Origin of the sequence: Hyphomicrobium sp. ghe19, assembly GCF_902712875.1 — a bacterium.
In the GTDB taxonomy this organism is placed as follows: Bacteria; Pseudomonadota; Alphaproteobacteria; order Rhizobiales; family Hyphomicrobiaceae; genus Hyphomicrobium_B.
Genome location: NZ_LR743509.1, coordinates 1,901,009 through 1,917,497, shown reverse-complemented (window position 1 = coordinate 1,917,497; position 16,489 = coordinate 1,901,009). Strand labels below are relative to the sequence as shown.

The 16,489-nt window shown below is 55.4% G+C and carries 14 protein-coding genes and 1 pseudogene; 6 read left to right on the top strand and 9 right to left on the bottom strand.

Annotated elements, in window-relative coordinates; genetic code table 11:
• Positions 1-73: 73 nt before the first annotated feature.
• On the bottom strand, positions 74-370 hold the full coding sequence (locus tag AACL53_RS09130) for a MoaD/ThiS family protein (RefSeq protein ID WP_339084185.1): 297 nt from the start codon (positions 368-370) through the stop codon (positions 74-76).
• Positions 367-1,482 (bottom strand): sialidase family protein, encoded by a 1,116-nt coding sequence (locus AACL53_RS09125; protein ID WP_339084184.1) that lies wholly within the window; start codon positions 1,480-1,482, stop codon positions 367-369. The genes AACL53_RS09130 and AACL53_RS09125 overlap by 4 nt, the downstream gene beginning before the upstream one ends.
• A 579-nt stretch (positions 1,483-2,061) precedes the next feature.
• Between AACL53_RS09125 and AACL53_RS09120 the strand changes: the two genes are divergently transcribed.
• A complete protein-coding gene (locus AACL53_RS09120) occupies positions 2,062-2,589 on the top strand; it encodes a hypothetical protein (RefSeq protein WP_339084183.1) in 528 nt (175 codons plus the stop codon).
• 84 nt (positions 2,590-2,673) lie between these two features.
• On the opposite strand, the gene AACL53_RS09115 is transcribed toward AACL53_RS09120, so the two are convergent.
• On the bottom strand, positions 2,674-6,279 hold the full coding sequence (locus tag AACL53_RS09115; protein WP_339084182.1) for an SIR2 family protein: 3,606 nt from the start codon (positions 6,277-6,279) through the stop codon (positions 2,674-2,676).
• Between the two features lie 352 nt (positions 6,280-6,631).
• Between AACL53_RS09115 and AACL53_RS09110 the strand changes: the two genes are divergently transcribed.
• The 4 genes from AACL53_RS09110 (at position 6,632) to AACL53_RS09095 (ending at position 9,623) form a co-directional block, all read left to right on the top strand.
• A complete protein-coding gene (locus AACL53_RS09110) occupies positions 6,632-7,177 on the top strand; it encodes a hypothetical protein (RefSeq protein WP_339084181.1) in 546 nt (181 codons plus the stop codon).
• On the top strand, positions 7,177-8,079 hold the full coding sequence (locus tag AACL53_RS09105; protein ID WP_339084180.1) for a ParA family protein: 903 nt from the start codon (positions 7,177-7,179) through the stop codon (positions 8,077-8,079). Before AACL53_RS09110 ends, AACL53_RS09105 begins: the two co-directional genes overlap by 1 nt.
• On the top strand, positions 8,064-8,432 hold the full coding sequence (locus AACL53_RS09100; protein WP_339084179.1) for a hypothetical protein: 369 nt from the start codon (positions 8,064-8,066) through the stop codon (positions 8,430-8,432). The genes AACL53_RS09105 and AACL53_RS09100 overlap by 16 nt, the downstream gene beginning before the upstream one ends.
• A gap of 252 nt (positions 8,433-8,684) precedes the next feature.
• A complete protein-coding gene (locus AACL53_RS09095) occupies positions 8,685-9,623 on the top strand; it encodes a hypothetical protein (protein WP_339084178.1) in 939 nt (312 codons plus the stop codon).
• A 39-nt stretch (positions 9,624-9,662) separates the two neighbouring features.
• Here the strand turns inward: AACL53_RS09095 and AACL53_RS09090 are convergent, their stop codons facing one another.
• From AACL53_RS09090 to AACL53_RS09065, 6 genes and pseudogenes are all read right to left on the bottom strand, one after another.
• Positions 9,663-10,496 carry a DUF4238 domain-containing protein gene (locus tag AACL53_RS09090; RefSeq protein WP_339084177.1) on the bottom strand — a complete coding sequence of 278 codons (834 nt, stop codon included), beginning with the start codon at positions 10,494-10,496 and terminating at the stop codon, positions 9,663-9,665.
• A gap of 271 nt (positions 10,497-10,767) precedes the next feature.
• Positions 10,768-11,247: a DUF2280 domain-containing protein gene (locus AACL53_RS09085; RefSeq protein ID WP_339084176.1), complete on the bottom strand. Its 480-nt coding sequence runs from the start codon at positions 11,245-11,247 to the stop codon at positions 10,768-10,770.
• A 186-nt stretch (positions 11,248-11,433) separates the two neighbouring features.
• Positions 11,434-12,633 (bottom strand): hypothetical protein, encoded by a 1,200-nt coding sequence (locus AACL53_RS09080; protein WP_339084175.1) that lies wholly within the window; start codon positions 12,631-12,633, stop codon positions 11,434-11,436.
• A 634-nt stretch (positions 12,634-13,267) separates the two neighbouring features.
• Positions 13,268-14,008, bottom strand: a complete 741-nt coding sequence (locus AACL53_RS09075; protein WP_339084174.1) for a hypothetical protein — start codon at positions 14,006-14,008, stop codon at positions 13,268-13,270.
• Complete coding sequence (locus tag AACL53_RS09070) at positions 14,005-14,766, bottom strand: site-specific integrase (RefSeq protein ID WP_339086918.1); 762 nt, start codon at positions 14,764-14,766, stop codon at positions 14,005-14,007. Before AACL53_RS09070 ends, AACL53_RS09075 begins: the two co-directional genes overlap by 4 nt.
• A gap of 153 nt (positions 14,767-14,919) precedes the next feature.
• Positions 14,920-15,723: pseudogene (locus AACL53_RS09065) on the bottom strand (Arm DNA-binding domain-containing protein); the annotation flags it as partial.
• A 36-nt stretch (positions 15,724-15,759) separates the two neighbouring features.
• Between AACL53_RS09065 and AACL53_RS09060 the strand changes: the two are divergent.
• A complete protein-coding gene (locus AACL53_RS09060) occupies positions 15,760-16,482 on the top strand; it encodes an outer membrane protein (protein ID WP_339084172.1) in 723 nt (240 codons plus the stop codon).
• The last annotated feature ends 7 nt before the right edge of the window (positions 16,483-16,489 follow it).

The following is a 16,489-nucleotide window of genomic DNA, read 5'->3' as shown; positions in this document are numbered from 1 at the left end:
ATAACATTCACTCGGGGCACCTCGTCCGAAGTATCGCGTCGGAGGTGCCCTTCTTTATTCGTGCCTCGCGCAATCACCCGCCCGCAATCGCGCCGACGATCAGGAACGGCTTCGATCCGCTCCTGACTTCATCGGGCAGCGGCGCGTCCGCAGGCTCGTGCGAAAGATCGCGCTGACAGGCGAAAAATCTCAGGAACGGCCGCCGTTTTTGCGTGTCGTGATCCCGGATCGTGCCACGTAGCACCGGATAGCTTCTCTCGAGGGCATCGAGCAGTGACCGCTGTGTCGCTTCCCCGTCCACGTCGAGCAGGATCTCGCCGTTGATGTTCGCGTGCATTCTGAGATGCGAAGGCAGCACCACGCGGATCATGTGAATGCCTGAACTTCGACCGAGAGCACCGCGGGAAGATCGCGAACGATGGCGTCCCACGTATCGCCCGCGTCTGCCGAGGCATAGACTTGGCCGCCCGTCGTCCCGAAATAGACGCCACAGGTGTCGAGCGTATCGACGGCCATCGCGTCCCTGAGGACGTTCACGTAACAATTCGATTGCGGCAGCCCCTTGGTCAGAGCCTCCCATTCGTTTCCGCCCGAGCGGCTGCGCCAGACTTGCAGCTTGCCGTCCATCGGAAAGTGCTCGGCGTCGCTCTTGATCGGCACGACGTAGATCGTCTCGGGTTCATGCGCGTGGACATCGATCACGAACCCGAAATCCGTCGGCAGATTGCCGCTCACCTCGCGCCACGAATTGCCGGCATCGTCGCTCCGCATCACGTCCCAATGTTTCTGCATGAAAAGCACATTCGGCCGTGACGGATGCATCGCGAGGCGGTGTACGCAGTGCCCGACTTCGGCGTGCGGGTCGGGTATGTACTCCGACCGCAACCCCTTGTTGATCGGCTGCCACGTTTCGCCGCCGTCGTCCGTTCTGAATGCGCCCGCAGCCGAAATCGCGATGAACATCCGCTTGGCGTCGACGGGGTCGAGCAGAATGGAATGCAAGCACATGCCGCCGGCGCCAGGCATCCAATGCGATCCCGATCCATGGCCGCGCAGGCCGGAAAGTTCTGTCCAGGATTTTCCGCCATCGCTGGAGCGAAATAAGGCTGCGTCTTCAACTCCGGCGAAGACCGTATCGGGATCGGTGAGCGATGGCTCGATGTGCCAGACCCGCTTGAATTCCCACGGGTGAGGGGTGCCGTCGTACCATTGGTGCGTACCGGGAACGCCGTCATAGGCGAACTTGTTGTCGACCGGCGCCCAGGTCTTGCCGCCGTCGTCGGACCGCTGGATCTGCTGACCGAACCAACCGCTCGATTGCGAAGCGTAGATACGGCTGGGATCGGCGGGGGAACCCTTCAGATGGTAGATTTCCCAACCGGGAAAATGCGGGCCGCTCACGTCCCACGATTTGCGCGTGCCGTCGGACGTCAAGACGAATGCGCCCTTCCGCGTTCCAACCAAGACCCGTACGCCTGTCATGTCGCCTCCCTGTCATCCTGCCCGGCGAAGCCCGATTATCGCCTCGCCCACCATCATTTTGAAGTCCATCACCGCACGAGGACGAACGGCGAGGGGCCATTCCGACATTGGTTTCGGGAAAAAAGATGAGGGACCGGCGGTTGCTTCAACGCTGGCACAGCGAATTGGCGCGAATTCGGCGCGGTCCAAAATCATTCCGCCTGCCCGCCAACGATGAATTCCTCGATTATTTGGAAAAACTTATCCCCGCTCTCCGCGCCGTCGGCATACTCCGCTGATCCTGCCGCGTGCGAAGGGCTCAAGGCTCGAGCTGGGTGCCTGAGGGCGGCGGGAGCGCGCCGGACTGCCGGGACCCATCAGCTGGATCCGGGGTCGTCTGCCGAATGCGCAGAGTAGCGAATTGTTATTTCTATCAATTATCTCGAATGGGCGACAGCCATCCCACATTTTACCCCACACTGCCGGTGATCGTTCCCTAGCAGGACTCTCGAATCCGCGTAGACTATCACTGCGCTTAAAGTACGAATTGCCCGCGCATTATTTCAAGTCAACAGCATCCATATTTTGGGACATCGAAACGTGACCCCGGATACAGAAATTACGCCCGAGCTGTTGGAGCATCTTCTAAAGACGGAAGGCGTTGAGAAGACGTTGCGCCTATTCACTGATCGATACAACGCCATTACCGAGCGTCATAAGGCGGATGTAGATGCTTGGAAGAGTGGGTTTGATGCGGTAATCACGTTTGCCGAACTTGCAGTCAAATCGCTCCTGCTCCTTTGTGGTGGAGCGGCGGTAGCGTTGTTGTCTTTCGCAGGCAATCGTGGAGCGACAGGGCAGGCAAGTCTAGATGCTTATGCCACCGCCGTGGCTCTTTTTGGTGGGGCTGCTGGGGGTTCAGTCGCTACAGCAGGTTTTTCCTACCTAGCCCAATCTTCTTTCAATTCTCAAAAATCTGGCTGGCTTCTATTTGCCGAATGGCTTCGCACAATTGCTATCATCATTTGGTTCGCAAGCCTTGTTGCCTTTGGCTATGGCGTATGGAAAGCGTCAGACGCGGTCACACTATCGCGCTGGGAGCACATCGAGATTCTTCCTGGCAAGTAGATCCGAGCCGAATTCCTCGGATCTGTGGACCAGCCTGACTGAAAGTAGCAGCGAGCGTTGCTGTACGGCTCCGGGCTTGGTCAATTAAGACTGAGCCCGTATCACCCGCGTTTCTAAGAGCTGAAACTTTCGATCCTTCTGAAGCGCTGGCGCTGCTGCTGCAATGCAGTCGAGAACCTTGCCGAGTTCGTAGGACCGGCCTGTAGAGGCAGGCTTTAGTAAAACCCACAAAAGGTCGAGTGTTACTCGAGGAAACTTCGCTGCTGTAGCTAGCGAATTTCCTTCTACGGCGAAGTAGAGGCGAGGCCATTCTTCGTTGAGCGGCCGAATGTACGGGCGGATAATGTCCCAGGCATCTGGGAAAGCATCTCCGGCCGCCAGCGCTAACCGTGCGAGCGGAATAGAGGCTTCCGTAGTTTGATCTTTTTTTGTAACTGGCCAGATCTGTTCGAATATTTCAGCGTATTCATTTTGCCAAAGCTCGGCCGTAGGTCGCTCGCTTTCATTCAAGAGCCAATTACCCATGACCTGGGCAACATCAGCGCGAAGGGCGGATCGCGAGGTCGAAAGGACGGCTTTGGCTTCCCCAATTTTGAGACGAGTTGGATCATCAATCGAGCGGTCAAAGTCGTCGCGCACAAGCGACACCAGGCGTGAGGCCGCATTTTCCAAAGTATCATTTCCCCCGCGATGTTCGCGAATACCGCGCAATATAGGTTCCTTTAGTTTTTCGCGCGGACCCTTACTCAAGTTCAGCGCCATTCCAACAAGGATCGAACGAAGCGCCTCGCCTTCGAGTGTGTCGGCGATCAATCGCGAGTATAATCTCGAGTCGAGAAGATCTGGGAGAAACGCGTTAATCCAGGCGATAAACCTCGTTGACTCTGCGCGCGCCAACATTCCACTTACGGTATGTGCATTAGTAGCTTCGCTTAGGCGATCTTTGGTCTGACGCTTCACTGGTTCACTTAAACTGGACCAGCCTGGCCCAAGCCGATTGAGCATCAACTTTACGAGTTTTCCTGCTGGGCGGTTCATTGCACGCAGAAGGAGTTCGTAGCCGGGATCCTTGTTTACATCACCGAGCGCGACTTCGGACGTATCGGCGTCGGATAGTCGCCACAGGCGATCCCACCAAACGTCTTCTACATCGCCAGCGATCTCGCATGCATAGATGTAAAAGTCGACTAGCGCCCCGACGAATGCTGATAGTGCAGAATCCTGACAATGACTTAATTGCGAGAGCGCTTTTGCGGCCAGTTCCCGAGCGCGATCTTTTGAGGCTTCATCCGTACCTATGTCCTGAATGCCCCACAATACGTCGCGCCAACGGTCAGCTTTAGCTGCGTCAGGATCTGAGGCTATGATCGCGTCCAGCGCTCCGTCGGGCTCCTGCTTACAATAAATTCTCCATGCATCGGGTTGATTGATCGGATCGTGTTGTTCGAGCCCAGCGGCGATCTCGATTCTTCGAATAGGGTCCGCTTCGGCAATTGGGCCGGGGTCACCGGTTGGACCGTATCTTAGACCAAAGGACCAGACCCAGAAGAGATCCCGCTCTTCAAGTGGTCTTTCATTCCAATTTTCGCGGGCATTTATTGCATCGAACTCCGTTTGTGCATTTTCGGACAAGATTACCCCAGAGCTGACGAGCGCTTTGAGATACAGCCATCGGGTGCTGTCGAGTCCTCGCTGCCGATCGGCCTCGTCGCGATCCTCCATAAAATTTGGCCCCTCGATAATCTTGGATGCGAGCTGGCCGATAAGACCCATCGGAGAACCAACACACCGATTCTTGAGCAACTCGATTACTTCTTTACGATGGGCCCAAAATTCTTCGCGAGAGAGAGCTGTAAGCTCTCGCACAATTTCATCGGGTGAGGCGGCGGTGTCCTTCAACATTGTAAAAAGCCAGAGCCGCGTCGCCAAACCAAAACCGGCATGTTTCCAGATATGCGCAATCGCCCTCGCACCATCGGGATTCTGGGCGTGAACTTTCAGCCAAAGCTCAGCGCAAAGGCGGGTTATTGAAAGAAATCCGCCCTGATCTTTATTTTGCTCGTGTTCTCCGATCGAGGGCACTGACGTAACACGGTTAGGCTGGTCCGCATCTCGGGCAAGGCGCAGTGCCGCTAACAATCGTTCGCTTGCGAGGTTTAACGCTTGCCATTCGAATTCAAGATTAGGCGGCAGAGCCGCAAGGAGTTCCGTGTAATTCACGTCGCGCTCGGGTTCGAGTTCGACGCGGCACAATCCCGGGAGCCCCTCAATCTTTATTCCATATTGATAGGGCTCCCGTAGCCGAAGGCGTGGCTCAAATTTAGCGACGGCAACGGCTAGATCGGCATTCGTTGGGACACCCGCTCGAATCCTGTCTAATGCGCTGTAGTAGTGCCAGGGGTCGTTTTGTTCGGACTGCCGCAGGACGATCGTGAGCAGCTGCCAAGCGTTCTTTAACGGTGCTGGTATTGGCGGTACCCTAGCAACATCGAGGCCACGATCGAGGATTCCAGCGGCAGCTGGGCTGAGGCGCTCGGCAAGGGCAAGCATCTGGGTAAAAACGGTTTCGTCGTCGAGATGCTTCGCTGCCCATTCGGCAATATACCATTCATTTGATGAGGACGGCATAATCGCGGCTCTCGAACGCAGGAAGCCGAACCATTCAGCCGATAACGATGATGTCGGCAGGCGGGCAAGAACATCATCGTAGCCAACAAGCCAGACGACCTGTCGTATCTCCCAATCCTCCAAGTCGCTTGGCGATTTTGTAGTGAGTTCATCGAAGCGCTTTTTGCGCCAGCTTGGCGGTGTTTCTGTCAGATCGGCCATTATCGTCAAATCACGCCACAGAGGCATGTAACTCTGCGACGTCAATTCGTAGGTAATGGGCCGGACGGCTATCGCCTCCCACGCGGCGGCGGCTTCTTCGCTGTGTCCGGGTTCATGGGCTTCAATAGCATAAACACTCTTGATTTCTGGGAACCGCTCTCGGTCCGCTTCCAGAATATTCAATATATACCGAACCGGGGGATCGGACGCGCTGTAACCTATGAGGACAATCGTCCGGGTGCGCACCAGATCAAACAAAAAACGCGATGCCCACCCTGAACGCAGGTAGGCATCGCCATAGTCTGCGCTCGTCAATACCAGCTCGCTTCCATTCAGGCCCAAGGCACGATCAGCTAAGCGTCCATGAAGATGGATAATGCCTTCAAACTGAGCGCCACCCGGGGCTGGTACTTGGGCGCTTGCAAAACTTTGGTCTCCAATGGGCTGACCGGTTTCTGCATGAAGAGCACGCTCAAACAACGTGTCGAAATTGGTTGTCACGATCACCGGTCGGCTTTCAAAATCTCTAGAAAGCCTGAGCAACGTTTTATGAGCGGAAATATCGGTTGCTCGTTCAGCATCGAGTTCCTTCGCGACGGCTTTGTACATTCGACGCTTATCAGCGAGACGGCGTGCGAGCGCACCGAGTGTCTCTTCGAATCGGTCTTTTTCAAAAGCTTGGCGTTCCGGAGGGGCCATGTTCTCACCCAGCCGCTCGAATATTTTTTCCGTTAGCGCTTTGAAATCGGGAAGACCGGAAGAACGCGAAACCCCAGCGCCGCACAAAAAAAGCACGTCGCCGCAGATCGCCGCATCCAGTAGTTCGGCCGGAATATCTGGGCCGCCTTTTGAAAACTGCATCTGGTCTCCGGGCTATTCGGCTCTGGACTTTGTGAGAGACAATGGAACTTGCTCACACGTTAGCTTAGTTGGCAGATGGGTATGACGTTGGGCTGCGCTTTTTCACATCTGAACATGAGAGGATAGAACTCGGAAACGCAGCGATTCACACCTCTAGTCATGTTATCACCAATAGCCCGCGATCTTGGCCGGAGAAGTCCGAAAGGAATATCCGTCTATTGGCTGCTGGATATCGATCAGAACCCTCATTTGGATGGGGATTTGCTCAGACACGTCGGGCCTAATGCGACTGCTAGTAATTCATCTCGGCTGCCCGTAATGTGAAGTTGGAATAAGGTGGGGCGTTTCCGGCATGCTCGAGCATGATCTCTACGAGCCCGTATACAACTATCTTGAGCTCGTGTTTCGGGGGCGCTTGAAGCCGCTCTATGGAGACCTGCGTCACATAACAGCGATTACCGCTAACACAGGCGGCAACGCGACGGGCATTTGGTCCAAGCCGGACCTCGCCATGATTGCTCTGTCCCGTCAGAAATACGGGCTGGCGTGGCGGATTGATCTTCATGGGTTTGAGGTGAAACCGGCCGGAACCTGTAGCGTCCAGTCCGTGCATGAAGCTTTAAATCATTCTTCTTTGGTCCACTTCACTCATCTGGTTTGGCATTGCGAGCGCTGGGACGCCCGCGACGAGCGATGCGCTTCGATTATTGAGCGGTGCTCCCACTTTGGAGTTGGACTGATCACGTTCAAGAGGCCTTCCGACCCTCAAACCTATTTCGTTCAGCTTCCGGCGCGCCGACACAACCCCGAGCCGGACGCCTTTGACGAGTTCGTGGAGACGCGAATCTCGCCGGAGGATCGTGAGAAGCTGACTGCTTGGATCGCGGAGCTGCGCTGATGGCAATCAGAGTAGCGGTCGCAAATCCAAAAGGTGGCGTAGGGAAGTCGATGACCACGATGATGGTCGCCGAAGGACTGGCGCTGCACTTTGGTGCCAGGGTGCTCGTCCTGGATATGGATCCGCAAGCGGGAGTGACCAAGCTGTTGCTCGGTCACCGGGCACTCGATGACTTGAAAAGTCGTCAAGTTGGACTGGGGTCAATTCTTAAAAGATGGTCCAACGGCGGAGGTATCAAGCTTGCCGCGCACTGTGAGCAAGCTAGTGATCTAATCGATTTGAGAGCACCACGGACTGGTGGATTTATCGATCTCGTGCCTTCGAACCACGAATTGCTTGGCGAGTTGTCCGCTTTCGAGGATGCAATACGGCAGTCCAAACGCAAGGATCGGCTTGATGTCACACTTGCCGCATTGATTGATTCAGCGGTGAAGCAGATTGAAAAACACTACCACGTGGTACTTTTTGATTGTCCCGCCGGTCCGGTGGCGCTGGGGCTCGCATCTTTGAGGTGCGTGCAGCACGTCATATCGCCCATCAATCTTGAGGACAACTCGTACACAACCCTCAAAGACTTTCTTCATTTCATCTTGGATGATGATCTAGGGCTTTGGTCGCGCGTGACGGTACACCCATTGATCACGATGTATCACGCGACCAACCCCGTGCAGCGTCAAATGCTCGATCAGATCGCCAGCGGCCTGTATGGTCTGAATGCTATTCGACGTCCCATTCCTTACGCTGCCGCGCTGCAAATTGCGCAGATGCACCAGGGGCCAGGCTCTTACAGATCCCAACGTGAAAAGTACGGGACGGCATTGGCCGAGGTCACAGCCCTGGCCAATGCAATCGCCGAAAGAATTCAACTGAAAGTGTCGAGGGCACCATGGAAAACAAGTTGAACCCTGCGGAGGCGCTTGAGCGCCTCTTTGAAGTGATCCGCCAGGAAGCAGCGAGCAATCCGACCTTTGCTAGAAGGATGCTTGATGCCAGTGGCGTGACAGTCATGTTTTCTGGCCCAGACGCAATGAAGGCCGCTGACCCCATCATCGTCGCAGCTCGCGGCGATTATGCTAATTTTCGGGAGAGTTTCGTCGGCTTCTCCGAAAAGGATTTGAAAGCAATTATCAAAGGGTTCGCTCTCGCAACGGATGAGCAAGTCAAAGGCGTAAAGACGAAGCCGAAGCAGAGCGGATTAGTTGACCTGATGTGGGACGGTGCAAAACGCAAGCTCGAAGAACGGAGAGCTCGTTAGGTGTGTAAGGCGCCTGAGGAGGACTGAAAGCCACTGAGCGGGGGGACCGAGGAAGATCAGTGGGTCCGGCCGAGCAATCTGGGTTTGAGAAGAAGGGCTTGCTCGCCGTTTAGGCTAGTAATCAATCTCGAATGGAAGCGCGCCAGCAGCGACTCAGACTCGTTGAAGGATAATGCTCGCTTGAACTGTGATTGCGACTCGGACCACTTTTGCTGATCCTGATAAAAAGGCCATCACAAAGGTTCACAAACAATGCGATTTCAGCTTGTCGCTCTAGGCTTTGCGTTGAGCGGTTCGCCAATATTGGCGGCGGACTCCGTTGCGGATCTCAAGCAGGAACGTTTGCAAGTCGGGCAGGCAATAACCGACGCGCGGGCTGAGCAGCAAAAATATCCAGGCGGGCTGCTTGGATCACTCATCGCGTCGCGCCTGGAAATCTTAAAGACAAACGACGCGATTTTGCAGCAGAGGGTCTTGGCTAGCGAAGGGGGAGCGCGGGTCGATATCGTCGTATCGGCAGCAAACCCGGACCAAAAACGTGCTGAAGAAGTGGCAAAGGAGATGCACGACCTTGAACAGCGCATTGCCAATCAGACCGAAAGCGCAAAGTACAGCGGCGGACTGGTGAAGGGCATCATCGAGAGCGGAATCGCAACAACACGACTTTCGCTTGAGATGATGCGGATTGAGTACCTCAAAGCAAAGTACGGAATTGTCTGGGCTCCCGCGTTGAACGCTCCAATGCTCCCTCCGACGAAATCAAGTGAAACGGGAAGGGATGTCTCCGAACCGGTGGTGTCGACGGGGTCGATTATTCCCAGCGGGGTACTGCTGGTGCCCACCCTTTCGCATAAGCGCTACGTTCCTCACGATTATCGGGCGGGGAATGTTGAGGATCTGGTAGTCTTCGATGTTGCCTGGGACACCTCTCGGCTTCGACTGCCGACCCGAGCGATTAAGGGCATTCTGGTCTTTGAGGATTTGTTTGGCGAAGCGAAGTATCGCATCCGAGTGACAATAGACGATCCACTTAAACCCGGGGCCAAGTTCGAGCAGAAAGAACTAGGATTTAGATACAATCAATTCATCGAAGAGCAGCAATGGGTGAGATCAACTGATTTGAAAAACATGAAAGTTCGGTTTGAACCGCAAGAGATTCTTTATGCGGATGGCAGTGGAGATAAGTTCTAGTCTGCTCCGCGCTTAGAATGAGGCGGCCAGATCGCTTCACTATATGCCTGCTAGCGATCTGATAAGTAGAGGCGATCGAGCACCCACAACGTTGCTGTTCTCATAGATCAGACAATTGATCGTGCGGACTTGGTTCATGTCCAAAGAAATGGCACGTTCTTGGCCCTCTCGACCCCACGGCGATACAGCGACGTTATGGGCAATCGGTGTCCATAGCTCTGTCTTTTGATCAGTAAGGCGACCGGTTTCACCTAGTCGAGCCCAATCTCCGTCGCCGAGCAAAAAGCTTCTGTTTGGCGCGGTTATAACTCCGACGGCGATCCCGCGACGGCCAAGAATATTCACTACCTCTTGACCTCCCATCCCACGAGCGCTGACCATAGCCCGCTGTCGTAGCATCTCTAAGACCTCTGGCTTTTGAAAGTCGTTGCGTTCCTTTTCGGTCAAGGGTCGATGCTCACGCTCGAACCATTCGATAAATCCGGGCAAATCTTTTTCAAAATCCTTCGCATAGCGATCGAATGCGTTTGGAGCTCGTTTTTGCTGATGATACAGGAAATTGTCCCATAAATTTTTCTCTTCAGCTGAAAGACGCGGAGCCCGTCCAGCCTCAGCAGCAAGTACAATCTTTCGTACAACGAGAGCAGCCTTGCTTTCGAATTTGCTGTACCACACTTCGAGATCCGAGTTGCTGGTTCCATCCGAGGCTCTGAAGGTATTAAGCCCTTCAGACGCAAAAGCAGACTTTGGGCTCATCGCCCTGATGCGCCGATTTGGGTCGCCTTTCTCGAATACATGGATTTTTCCGCGTTCGTCGAGAAAGTTCCGCTGAAGAAATTGAGGGATGTAATGGTGCCAGATCGGGGTGCTCATGCTTCTGCCGAAAAGATGCTTGTAGTGACTTAGGGGTCTAATCTAGAGCGTCAGCCCCGCGCATTGCTCGACTACTCTTCGGATTATACGGACATCCGTGTTCATTGAGGAAGCCCTTGCTTGAAGTGCTTGGCTGACGGGTCGGCATTCGATCGGGTCCCTCCCTGAGACGGCCTCATTATAAAACTACACTGGGACTCGATACCCAGCGCGGTTCGCGAAGCCTCGATGGCAAAGCGTCGACGCTCCTCGGAATCTTTGTTGGCTCAGATCAGCCCAAGAAGCGCCTGACAAGTTCAGCGTCGGAGTCGCTTAGGTTTACTTCCGTACTGTTCGCAGTCTGGATTGGGCCACCGTTCACACCGGTGAGCAGCCGCCTGCTCGTGTAGGCGTCGCCGACTTCCTTTGCGGCTTGCTCAAGTAGTTGCGCGGCAAGCTGATAGTTTTTCTGCCTTTCGGCTCTCTCGGCCATCCGCTGGATCGCGCGAAGCCTCACCGATCGATGAGCGATCGGGATCGAGATGAGCCTATCGAGAAACGCCCTCCGGGTATCTTCGAAGATCATTGCCCATCGACGCGAGAGATTTTTACCGGCCCGTTTAGTCGGATCATAAGCCTCGATCGCTTGCTTGGTGATCTCGACGCCGAATTCCTTCTTGACGGCGTCAGCGACGTCGGCGGGATAATCGAAGCAAGCCAGCGCTTGGACGACAAAGGTTCGGGCCTCGTTCGTCAGTTTTCCGTTTGCCATCAATCGTCAGGATAAGGTCAGTCATGCAACTCGCCAGAACGATAACCGCCGACCTTTTCTCTGCCTCCTGTTTGCCGCCTCAACAAGTGCGGACGCCTCTGTCGCTAATCAAACGCTATTCTGCTTGTTTACTCGCGGCATCGCTTGCTCCCGAGACTTCGCAGCAATCGCGCATACTTCGCAGGCTCACCGACGGGTGGGTTTGTCCGGCATCTTCGGCCATTTGAACTTTTGATCGTAAGGCGCCAAAGGTTTTTTCTGGGCGGCCGCGTGTTCCGCATTGAACTTGTCGTATTGGTTTCGGTATCGGCGCTCGTCGGCGATGACGGCCGATAAGACCGCCGTTGTCGGCCAAGACTTTCGTCCCATCGCATCTGCTGGAATTTCATTTCCAGCGAGCGCGGCTATTGTCTGCGCCTCCATTTTGCTCAGGCTTACGATGTGGGGACACTCAGCGAACGCATTGCGAATGGCGACTCGATTGAACCCGAATGATTGATTGAAAGCCTGACCATCCAACGCATCCCACAGGTGATCCGCTCCCGACTTGGGGCGAGAACCCGCTTCACTGCCTTCATTTGAATTAATTCGCGAAGCGTTGGGGGTTTCCGGGCGGAAGCGCGTGTGCCCTTCTTTCCTTGAAATGAGATCTTGCAGTGAAGAGTTCTTGCAGTCGGGTGCCAGAAACCCGGGGTTTTCGGGTCGTAAGCCCGGGGTTATTTTGGCCGACACCCGGGGTTTTGGCAAAAAGGTCGGGTATCTGGCACCCGGGGTTTTCTCTAGCCCGTTTTCTCTCTTCCTTGGGCGCCCCGGCCCAAGCCGCGCGGGCGCGATCGCCGCTAGCAGTGCGAAGTCGGAATGGAGAAACACTTCCTCGACGTAGGGTAGCCAAACGGCGTTGGGCTGCCCCCGTCGCTTCTCCTCCCGAAGCGCTCCGCAGTCAACAAGCGCATCGCGCACATCTCGGACAACGTCTTCAGCGCAACCGAGATAATCTGCTATTCGCGCGGCGCTGTCGGTGCACCGGCCATTTGAGTTATCGGATCTTATCGCGACGTAGTAGAGGCATGCCGCCGTGAGGGCCGTTTTTCTGGTGCAGTGTCGCACGGCCCTTGCTATCGCCAATGCAAGGGCCGAACTGATAACGCTTTTGCGCTGATAGCCTTGAAGCATTCCGACCTCGGCCGGTTCGCTCTCGTCGCGTGAGGCCAGATTGCCGAGGTAATCCTCGATTGCCTTGGTGAGAGATAAAGGGGGTGCCGCGCGACTGTCTGTCGATGTCATACGATGTGAGCTTTCGTCCAGCTCTTTGGCCATCAGACTGGCGAGTTCATCTCCGAAGTCGCTGTAATCTGATAAAGGACTTTCAATATCGCGCAGGTCCAATATCCGCCCCGTGACGCTTTCGGGACCACTGATCGAGTACGCGCATACAATTATCGATAAGCAGCGGCCGTTTTTGCTTCGACTTCCTAGACTCAAAACCACTTTTTATTTCCCGCCCGGTCACCCTGAGCGGTTTGGCCATCGCCGTCCTGCATCGATGCAACAATGGTCATTGTCTCGAGTGGCTACGATCCACATAGCGGGATAATCGGTGTCGGCGAGCCAGGCCTCTGCTCCGGTAATGCCCAGCGCTAGGAAAGCACGGCTGCCATCGGTGGCTAGAAGGTTTGCCATCGGTGTCACGCAAATTGTTCACGATGGGACTTACGAAGATCGACAAGAGGCCTGCTCGCAATCCAGGCTTCAACCTGGCTTTCTCGCCACCCGACCGAGCGGGACCCTATCCGGATGCCCGGAGGAAACTCGCCCGCTTTTAGCAACTCGTAGAATTTGGAGTTGCCGCAGCCAATTCTATCCTGAACCGCCTTAGCTCTTAGGACGCGTTCAGGCCGATGAATTAATTTGTCCATTACCGCCCTCGCTGCTTCGCCTGGATATGGGAAACTTTTGCGAGGTTCGAGGGCAAGTTTCCAGTGGCTACCGCTGCAAGAAACTCAGAAAACCGGACTACATTTTACAGGGGTCGGCTTGAGCGCCAGGCCGTCATCGTGCGCATCACGTAATCGGCTCGCCCAGGGTGTTTTTGCGCATCCAAAAGATCGGCCATCACTTCGTCGGGGATGGACTGAGCTAGTGATCGAGCAAAGCTCGTAGCATTCATCGAGCCACGGCTCTTCGGCAAAAGAAGCCAAACAGACTTCAAAAGCGCCGGGAAACCTGCTTTTCCCGCTTCACTGCCGAAGACGCCACCGGCTCCGATAAACGCATAAGCAAGGCAGGTCGCAAACACGCGCGTAGTATCACTTGGATAAAGTGTCTCTCGATCGTCAGGCTCTTCTGCGTAATACGTTCGCCGAGCTTCTCCCAGCTCGGAGAAACATTTCAGCAGACGAGTTATTTGAGCGCGCCACTCGTCTGTAGGGATATCGGCGCCTAAGACCCCGTCCTGTAGATCTGCAATCAGACAGTTGGCTCGTAACGCCCCTGCCCAATCAATGCCTGATCCACCATGACCAGAAATCAAACTGATGAGCTTGTCGGCAGATTCCTTAATCTTCCGAGCTTCATCGGCGGCGTCTTTGCTACGGCTCCTATCACCTTTTCCTTTCGCCCCTCGATTGCGCTTCAATCGATCTTCAAAGTCCTGCTCGTACTGAAGAACGATCGCTATCAGATTATCGAGCCGCTCTGACGTGAACGTCGTCCCCGGAAGTCGTGACAATTCAGAGCGTGCCTTTTCTTCTTGGGGGCTCATCGCGTACCGCCAAGCGCAAATTTCGCCCACGTGTCCATTAGTTCGCGACGCTTCTCCAAAAGCATTCCGCGCCTGTAGGCGGCCTCGACCTTGTTTTCGATGGCATGTGCGAGCGCCATTTCCGCGACTTCGCTCGGGAAGTCAGTCTCTTCGCTGCACCAATCTCGGAACGTACTGCGGAAGCCGTGCACGGTCGCTTTGACCTTGAGCCGGTGGAGGGCCCGCGTCATGGCCGTATCCGAGAGTGGCTTGTCATATGTTCGCTCCGAAGGAAATACGAGTTCGCACCGGGGCGCGAGCACACGCGCGGCCTCGACGATTTCAATGGCCCTTTGGGAAAGCGGGACGATGTGCTCACGCTCGCCTTTCATGCGTTGGGCGGGGATCGTCCAGAGCTTGGCCTTCATGTCGAATTCGTTGATACGCGCGCCGCGAACTTCGTTTGATCGGGCAGCCGTCAATATCAGAAATTCCAGCCCCAGCCGGATCATCTCGAAACAGTCTGCCGAACGAAGCAGGGGCAAGAACTCTGGCAACTCGAAGTAGGGAAGAGCAACGAAGTGCTTTACGGCGCTCGCTTGCTTTGGCAGGCCAATGACGGCGATACGGCAGGGGTTTTCACCGCTCCGGTGACCGGCTGCCGTTGCATGATCTAGAACGGTGCGCATCCGTTGCAGTACTCGACGAGCGGTTTCGGGCTTCTCAGTCCAGATCGGCAGAAGCACTTTCAGGATGTCGCCCGTCTCAAGCTTATTCACTGGGCGCGCGCCAATCACGGGATGCACATAGGCGTCGAGTGTCGCGAGCCACTGCGCCGCATGCTTCTGTGCGCGCCAGGTTGATAGGTGGGTTGCGTGAACAACTTTGGCGCAAGCCTCAAACGTAGGTACACCGTTACGCTCTGCACGCCGCGCAGCGACTGGATCGAGGCCAGCTTTCGCTTTGCGCCGCACTTCGTATGCAAGGTCACGCGCCTCGACGAGTGTGACTGTTCTACTTCCGCCAAGCCCAACGTCACGACGTCTTCCATTTGATTGAACACGCAGTACCCAGCGCGAAGCACCCGACGGGTCAACCATTAGGTACAGCCCGTTGCCATCGCCATAACGCCCCGGCTTTCGAACTTGACGAACAAACGTCGCGGTCAAGCCGCGACTGCTGCGCTTCGTCTCGCTGCCGATTGCCCTCGCATCTTCCCCTTCCACGCCAAGCCCCCAAATTTGCGCCGTCCCACATTTTATACCACACTGTTTTGCGGATGGGGGCAAACTGATTTGGACTTGCCCACCCTGAAGCGCACGTGAGAAGTGCCGACATTTGTTGGGCAAACACGCGATCTCCGGATCGTGGCGGATTAACTTGGATTGACGCGTACTAACCCAAGCAGCAGAGGGGTCGTCTGCCGGCTGCGGTAGCCACTGCGTGGCGCCGTGGTTCAACGCCCGTTCGAAAAATCGGAATGCGCGGGCGGATGGCGGTGTCGACGGTTCGAAATGGAGGCCCACCTCCGTTGCGCGTCGCGGATCGGCGAAGGCTGCATCCCGAATAAAAATAGAAAAACGCGAGGCCGCGCCGATCCGCCCCTTCGCATTTTTTCCAACCAATTCTGTTCCGCAGAGTTGGGTGCTCCGCCGTGTCCGGGGCCGACGCGAATATCTATCCACAGACCGTCCGCACAGTGCGTGATGTTGTGCTTTGACCCGGGGCGGTCTCATGCAACGGTTCCTGATCTGCTCATGAGGGGTATTTCGATGAGAGTCGATATTTTGATCGTTAGCGTTTTGTTTCTGCAATCCGTTACGTCGCAAGCTCAGGCAGATGATTGGTCTGGAGTCTCAGTTGGGGCATTCACAGGCATCGGTCTTTCTCAGAACTCAGTCAGAAGCGCGACCTTCAACGAGTCCACGTTCGGCGCTGCGCAATCCATTTCTGATGACGACACCGAGTGGAGTGGAGGGTTCACGATCTCGGCTGGTTGGCAGATACAAAATGCGGTCATCGGAATAGGGGTAGACCTTGATCCCTTCGGCGCGACACAGCAAATGGACTGCCGCTTGATCTGGGCGGATGGATTTAACAGTAACGTCCTCGTCACCGATGTAGGCAACGGTAAGTGCTCTCGAGACGTTTCGTGGTCGGTAAGCATTGTGGGAAAGCTTGGTTGGTTGGCTTCAGAGTCTACGTTGCTGTATGGCCTAGGTGGCTGGACGACTTCGAGGATCACGCAAAACTATGAGTGGCCTTCATCACTCGATCCCACATCGGCAACCCTAAACGGCGCGACAGTTGGCGGCGGGGTTGAGCATCGCCTTACTCAAAATTGGCACGTTTCAGTTGAGTTCCGGGCGACCATGTTCGAAGAAAGAGGTGTTAAAGGGATTTCCAAAGAACTCGACGCGCCGCAGATTTCTGTGGTCGGCGGTGACGTCGAAACGGTCCGCCTAGGCGTATCTTATCTGGTTCCCTGGCGATAAGGTGAGA